7 protein-coding genes and 1 pseudogene are annotated in these 6,198 nt (G+C 58.1%); 4 read left to right on the top strand and 4 right to left on the bottom strand.

What is annotated here, in order from left to right; translation table 11 throughout:
- Both ACFDSS_RS13035 and ACFDSS_RS13030 read right to left on the bottom strand, forming a co-directional pair.
- Window positions 1-250 (bottom strand): annotated as a pseudogene (locus ACFDSS_RS13035) (C4-dicarboxylate ABC transporter); the annotation flags it as partial.
- Window positions 251-287: 37 nt separating this feature from the next.
- Window positions 288-974, bottom strand: coding sequence for a fumarylacetoacetate hydrolase family protein (locus tag ACFDSS_RS13030; RefSeq protein ID WP_375256165.1), 687 nt, complete (start codon window positions 972-974; stop codon window positions 288-290).
- A 238-nt stretch (window positions 975-1,212) separates the two neighbouring features.
- Between ACFDSS_RS13030 and ACFDSS_RS13025 the strand changes: the two genes are divergently transcribed.
- From ACFDSS_RS13025 to ACFDSS_RS13010, 4 genes are read left to right on the top strand one after another with little or no spacing between them, the layout of a single operon-like run.
- Window positions 1,213-1,719, top strand: a complete 507-nt coding sequence (locus tag ACFDSS_RS13025; protein ID WP_375256164.1) for a paraquat-inducible protein A — start codon at window positions 1,213-1,215, stop codon at window positions 1,717-1,719.
- Window positions 1,689-2,321: a paraquat-inducible protein A gene (locus tag ACFDSS_RS13020; RefSeq protein WP_375256163.1), complete on the top strand. Its 633-nt coding sequence runs from the start codon at window positions 1,689-1,691 to the stop codon at window positions 2,319-2,321. Before ACFDSS_RS13025 ends, ACFDSS_RS13020 begins: the two co-directional genes overlap by 31 nt.
- Window positions 2,318-4,411 (top strand): MlaD family protein, encoded by a 2,094-nt coding sequence (locus ACFDSS_RS13015; protein WP_375256162.1) that lies wholly within the window; start codon window positions 2,318-2,320, stop codon window positions 4,409-4,411. Before ACFDSS_RS13020 ends, ACFDSS_RS13015 begins: the two co-directional genes overlap by 4 nt.
- Before the next feature lie 2 nt (window positions 4,412-4,413).
- Window positions 4,414-4,971, top strand: a complete 558-nt coding sequence (locus tag ACFDSS_RS13010) for a membrane integrity-associated transporter subunit PqiC (RefSeq protein ID WP_375256161.1) — start codon at window positions 4,414-4,416, stop codon at window positions 4,969-4,971.
- On the opposite strand, the gene ACFDSS_RS13005 is transcribed toward ACFDSS_RS13010, so the two are convergent.
- Together ACFDSS_RS13005 and ACFDSS_RS13000 are read right to left on the bottom strand one after the other, a co-directional pair.
- Window positions 4,960-5,823: a metal ABC transporter permease gene (locus tag ACFDSS_RS13005; RefSeq protein ID WP_375256160.1), complete on the bottom strand. Its 864-nt coding sequence runs from the start codon at window positions 5,821-5,823 to the stop codon at window positions 4,960-4,962. The genes ACFDSS_RS13010 and ACFDSS_RS13005 overlap by 12 nt on opposite strands.
- Window positions 5,820-6,198: metal ABC transporter permease (locus ACFDSS_RS13000; protein WP_375256159.1), on the bottom strand; the 379-nt coding region annotated here is incomplete at its 5' end. The genes ACFDSS_RS13000 and ACFDSS_RS13005, both read right to left, overlap by 4 nt.

The following is a 6,198-nucleotide window of genomic DNA, read 5'->3' as shown; positions in this document are numbered from 1 at the left end:
CATCAATCGCCTGATCGATCAGTTGCGGCGGCGTGCCGCCCAGTTGCATAGACGCAAAGCGGTCGATCTTGATGCGTCCGTCGCTGTCAGCCTCGACACGGTCCGCCCAGACATCCAGAATATGTGCGGGCACATTGGCCTGCGCAGGCAGGAATTGGTGCAAACGCAGCGTGACCTCTTGCGCGGTCGCGGCGGTCGATAGAAAGCCGGCGGCGATCAAACCGGTCAATGTGCGGCGGGGAAATGTCATGGCGGGCCTCCAACAGTCGATGACTGGGTTTAGTTAATCAGATTATTTGTGTCTCGACAGGGGCGAAATCGCCAATCGTGCCGCGTAATACGTCACCTTGAACAACCGGGCCAACCCCTGCGGGTGTCCCCGTCATAATCAGATCGCCGGGATGCAAGGTATAGAGCGTCGACAGATCGGCGATGATTTCGGGGATCGACCAGACCATATCGGACAAATGCGCGTCTTGCCGAACCTCACCGTTTACGGTCAGTTTGATCTCCAGATCGGCGATATCTTCGTCGGATGTTTTCCGTGAAATTGGCCCAAGGATTGCCGAATTATCGAAGTCCTTACCTGTATCCCAAGGCCGCCGCTTTGCCTTGGATGCCGCTTGTAGATCGCGGCGTGTCATGTCCAGGCCACACCCGTAGCCGAAGACCACGCTCATCGCAATCGCCGCGGGCACGTCTTTGGCTTGGGTGCCGATGGCCACGACAAGCTCCATCTCATGCTGGAGATCGTTGGTGCGTGGTGGATACGGCATGTTGTGGCCCGAGAGCAGGACAGATTGCGCAGATTTGGTGAAATAGAACGGAGCCTCACGGTCGACAGTATCGCCCATTTCGGCTGCATGGTCGGCATAGTTGCGGCCAACGCAGAAAATCCGGCCTACTGGCAAATCAGCATGTCCCTGCACAGGCAGGCAAACAAATGGGCGGGCGGGCAGAACTGTTTTGGTCATCTCGCATCTCTCATAGTTGAGTTGTCGCCCGGACAGGCTTACCTTATCTATCAGGACGCGATAAACGCGTCACACCAAAGGGGCAAGGCCCCCGACATGCCGGAGCATTTGCCACTTGGCCGCAACCCTACCGCCATTGGACGATTTGATCGCCTGCCCGCAGTGCGACACCTTGCATAGCGCGCAAGACCTGCCCGTTGGGGCACGCGCCCATTGCAGCCGTTGCGGGATTGTATTGATGACGTCGCAACCGGCGGCAATCGCGCATATCCTTAGCCTTGCCGTCGCCGCGTTCATATTGATGATCGCGGCGATCAGCTTTCCATTTCTGACGCTCGATCAAAGTGGTCTGCGCAATGCGACATCCGTGATTGACGCGGTTCTGGCATTTCAGGATGGCTATGGCTTCCCGCTGGCTGTCGCGGTTGCGTTCTTTATCATTGTCTTGCCGATGATGCGGCTTGCCGCCCTGATTTACGCCCTCGGCCCCTTGGCACGCAACAAAACACCGCGCAGTGCCGCACGCACCGCTTTCGGCTTTGCAGAGCGCCTGCGCCCGTGGAGCATGGCTGAAATTTTCATTGTGGGCGTCACCGTGGCACTTATCAAAGTGGCAGGGCTCGCGGCGGTCACGATTGGCCCGGCATTCTGGGCCTTTGCGGGTGTGGTCGTGATAACCGTCCTGAAAGATCAACTTATTTGCAGGTATTCGATTTGGGAAGCGCTGGACACCACCAAGGCCTGATTTCGGCGCGTGATGCAGGATTGGTTGCGTGCCAACGCTGTGGGCAAGTGCATCCGATCAGCGCTGCATTTTGTGACAGATGCCAAGGCCCGTTGCAAAGCCGTGACGCGCAAAGCCTGCAAAAGGTCTGGGCCTGGCTGATAGCGGGTATGATCGCCTACATTCCGGCCAATATTTACCCGATGCTGCTGACCTCAACGCTGATTGAACGCTCAGAGAGCACGATTATCGGCGGTGTGGTCGAACTTTTTGAGTATGGATCATGGGGCATCGCGCTGATTGTTTTTGTGGCCTCCGTGATGATCCCGGTCGGGAAATTCATCGCGATTATTTATTTGGCGATTTCTGTGCAGCGGGGGTCACGCGACAACCAGCACGGGCGGCACAAAGCCTACGAGGTCGTGGAATTCATTGGGCGCTGGTCGATGATCGATGTCTTTGTCGTGGCAATTCTTTCAGCACTGGTACAACTCGAAACAATCGCTACGATCAATCCCGGTATTGCGGCGGTTAGTTTTGCACTATCCGTTGTATTTACGATGCTTTCAGCGCAAGCCTTCGACCCGCGGCTGATTTGGGACACGGACAGGACGCAACGATGAATGACACAGCAACGGGCGGTCCGGCACCGCTCGATATCAGACAGGGAAAGCCACCGGCAGCGCGCCGGGTGTCTCTTGTTTGGCTGGTGCCCATTCTGGCTTTGGCAGTGTCTTTGGGAGCCACATGGCAAAGCTACGCCGATCGCGGCACCTTGATTACGATCAGCTTTGAGAACGCCTCCGGCGTGGCGGCAGGAGAGACGGAAATCAAATACCGCGATGTTGTGGTGGGCGAAGTGGAGGACGTGACCTTCACCGACGGGCTGACAGATGTCTTGGTCGCGGCGCGCATCGACAAGAACGTCGCCCCCTATCTGGACGATGATGCGCAATTTTGGGTCGTGCGACCGGATGTTTCCGTGCGCGGGATCACGGGCCTTGAGACGGTGCTGTCGGGGGTCTTTATCGAAGGTAACTGGGATACGCAGGCCGATGTCGCCCAAACCGCCTTCACCGGCCTTGAAGCCCCCAATCTGACCCGTGCCAGCCAGCGTGGTACAACGGTGGTTCTGCGGGCCGACGACGGCGGCAGCCTGGCTGCGGGCGCGCCGGTTCTGCACAAGGGGATCGAGGTCGGCTATCTGGAAGAGCCGCAGCTCTCTTTCAATGGCCGTCAGGTCATCGTGAATGCTTTCATTGAAAGCCCATATGATCGTCGGATCACCAGCAGCACGCGGTTTTGGGACACCTCCGGTTTCAGCGTTTCGCTTGGGGCGGGTGGCGTGTCGTTGGATGTGGATTCACTGGCCTCCCTGATCGAAGGCGGTGTGGCATTTGATACCGTGGTCTCTGGCGGAGAGCCGATCAATGAAGGCCATCGCTTCGATTTGTTCGACGATGAGCAAACCGCCCGCGATAGCCTGTTTGTTGATCCAAATGCCGAAGTGCTTGAAGTGGCTGTGCTGTTTGAACAATCCGTCACCGGGCTGGTGGTAGGATCAGAGGTGCGGCTGCAAGGTATTCGGGTCGGTGAAGTCAGTGACCTGAACGCGATTGTCGTGGGCGAAGGCGACAACGCCTTGGTGCGTTTGCAGGCGGTTTTGGCGATTGAGCCGTCGCGGTTGGGGATCGGCGACGAGGAAAGCGCGGAAGACGCGCTGACCTTGCTCTCCAGTCTGGTCAATCAGGGACTGCGGGCGCGGATGGTGACGGGCAATATTCTGGCTGGCACGCTGATCGTTGAGCTGGTCACGCTCGAAGATGCGCTGCCTGCGATAATGACCCTCACGTCGGGCGATTATCCGGTGATCCCGACCACGGCGTCCGAGATCTCGGATGTCGCCGCCACGGCAGAGGATTTGTTGGCGCGCATCAATAGCCTGCCGGTCGAAGACTTGATGGATGGCGCGATCAACATGATGGCCAGCATCGAACGGCTGGCCGAAGATGAAGACACCCGCGGCACGCCCGCGGCGCTTGTCGCACTCGCCGATGAAACCCGCGCCTTGATCGCATCTGAGGCAGTACAGTCCGTGCCTGAGGAATTGCAGGCGGTGATTGCAGAGCTGAACCTCTTGATCGGGCAGACCAATGAAACCGGCTTGATCGGCGATATTGATCTGGCCGTGGAAACTGTCACACGCCTGGCCAATAACATTGATGAGGCCACCCGCAATCTGCCGCAGATTACGCAAGACATTGCCGATTTGACAGCGCGCGCCAATACGCTGGAATTCGAAGCCTTGATCGCGGCCACCACGGACACGCTTGTCGCGGTTGAACGCTTTGTTGACAGCGACGACGCACGCGCCCTGCCTGCTTCGCTCAATGGGGCTTTGGATGAAATGCGCGGCTTTCTGGCGGAGGTCAATCAAGGCGGCGCTGTTGCAAATCTCAATGGTGTCCTAGACGCTGCAAGTGAAGCGGCTCGGGCGGTTCAGGAGGCTGTCAGCACCCTGCCCGCTTTGGCAGAGCGCGCGAATGCGCTCGTGGCTCTGTCCGAGGAGGTTGTGGACAGCTATAGCCAACGCTCGCGTTTTGGTGCGGAAACGCTGCAAACACTGCGCGATATTCAGGATGCCGCTGATGCGGTCACAAGCCTTTCGCGCACGATCCAACGCAACCCAAGCTCTGTACTGACAGGACGCTAATGATGCCCCGTATTCTATCCTTCGCTTTGCTTGCCGTTCTCGCGGCCTGTTCCTCGCCCACTGACAGGCTCGCTTTGATGCCGGAGCCCTCGGCGATGGAACTGCGACCGCTCGTCGGCAGCGCGATGGTGCGCACGGTCTCCCTGCCCGCCTATGCCGCCGCCGAAGAGGTTGCCTTTGAACTGCCCAACGGGCTGATCGGCAGCAATGGTGACATCCTGTGGGCGGACGCGCCAGAACGCGCTGTCACGCTTGTGCTGACCAGCACGCTGGATGATATCCTCAACATTGAAGTCGGACCTGAACCATGGCCCTTTGTTGGCCTGCCTGACGCCGCCATCGATGTGCGGGTGACGCAAATGATCGCACGGGCGGACGGCAGGTTTCAACTGGCCGGGCAGTATTTCGTCGGTGGTGACGGGACCGATTTCCGCAACTCGACCGACGGTTTTGAGATCGCGGTGCCAATGCCCGACCAGTCACTGACCAGCATCGCCACGGCACAGGCCACAGCATTGCGGCTTTTGTCCGAAGATATCGCAGGGCGGCTAGGGCGCTAGGGCGTCTACGTTCTTGGCGGTCTCGACGGCGCTCTCCAGACGGATCTTGCGATTGGCGCGGATGAATGCGGCGATGAAGATGACCGTTAAAACCAAAATGATCGTCGGCGCAGGCGCGCTGTCAAGAAAGAAGCTCAGATAGACGCCCAGAAAGCCGGAGATCATCGTCACCGCGACCGCGATGGGCAACATGATTGCAAAGCGCTTGGTCAGCAGAAAGGCTATCGCACCGGGTGCAATCAACAGACCGATGGCCAGGATGATCCCCACAGCAGCCAAAGTCGCAACAATCGTCAGAGAGATGAGCGACAACAACCCGTAGTGCAACCAGCCGACCCGCAACCCGACCGCCTGCGCCTGCACCGGATCAAAGGCGTGCAGCATGAAATCATGACGTTTGGAAATGATGACCACCACCACCAGAAGCGCAATCACCCCCGCGGTCCAAAGCTCGCCCGCGCTGACGCCCAGCATGTTCCCGAAGAGGATGTTGTCGAGGTGAATCTCTGATCTGACTCTTGTGTAAAGCACCAGCCCAAAGCCAAACATGCCCGAAAAGACGATCCCCATGATCGTATCCTGTTTCACACGGCTGTTGGCTGACAAAAATCCGGTTGCGACAGCGCAAAACATGCCCGCCGCGAATGCCCCAATAATAAGCGGGATATTCAGCATATAGGCCAGCACGATCCCCGGGAAAACCGCATGGCTGATTGCATCGCCCATAAGCGACCAGCCCTTGAGCACCAGAAAGCATGACAGCAAGCTGGTCGGCACGGCAATAATGGCCATCATCCAGAACGCATTGTTCATAAAGGCGAATTGGAACGGAAGAAGCAACTCTTGGGTCATGTGCGCTCCAATGCGGCGGCAGCTTTGCGGCGGGCGGCCAGATACCCGTGTTTGGGCGCGAAGACGAAAGCCGCAAGGAAAATAAGCGTTTGCAAGGTGACGATGATGCCGCCCGTCGCACCATCGGCAAAATAGCTGACATAGGCGCCAACAAAGCTTGTACCAGCCCCGATTGAGACACTCAGACCCAACAAGCGCGGGAAGCGGTCGGTCAGCAAATAAGCCGTTGCCCCCGGTGTCACGACCATCGCAATGACAAGAAATGCGCCGACCGTTTGCAGCGCCGCAACAGTGGCCGCTGATAGAAGCGTAAAGAAAATAATCCGCAAGACATCAGGCCGCAACCCGATAGAGCGCGCGTGATTTTCATCAAAG

Source organism: Yoonia sp. (genome assembly GCF_042093035.1).
GTDB lineage: Bacteria > Pseudomonadota > Alphaproteobacteria > Rhodobacterales > Rhodobacteraceae > Yoonia.
This window is presented reverse-complemented; position numbering and strand designations above follow the sequence as displayed.

Coding starts and splice junctions, on each gene's coding strand:
- ACFDSS_RS13010 (WP_375256161.1), top strand. CDS start 4,414: ATGCCCCGTATTCTATCCTTCGCTTTGCTTGCCGTTCTCGCGGCCTGT.
- ACFDSS_RS13025 (WP_375256164.1), top strand. CDS start 1,213: ATGACGTCGCAACCGGCGGCAATCGCGCATATCCTTAGCCTTGCCGTC.
- ACFDSS_RS13005 (WP_375256160.1), bottom strand. CDS start 5,823: ATGACCCAAGAGTTGCTTCTTCCGTTCCAATTCGCCTTTATGAACAAT.
- ACFDSS_RS13030 (WP_375256165.1), bottom strand. CDS start 974: ATGACCAAAACAGTTCTGCCCGCCCGCCCATTTGTTTGCCTGCCTGTG.
- ACFDSS_RS13015 (WP_375256162.1), top strand. CDS start 2,318: ATGAATGACACAGCAACGGGCGGTCCGGCACCGCTCGATATCAGACAG.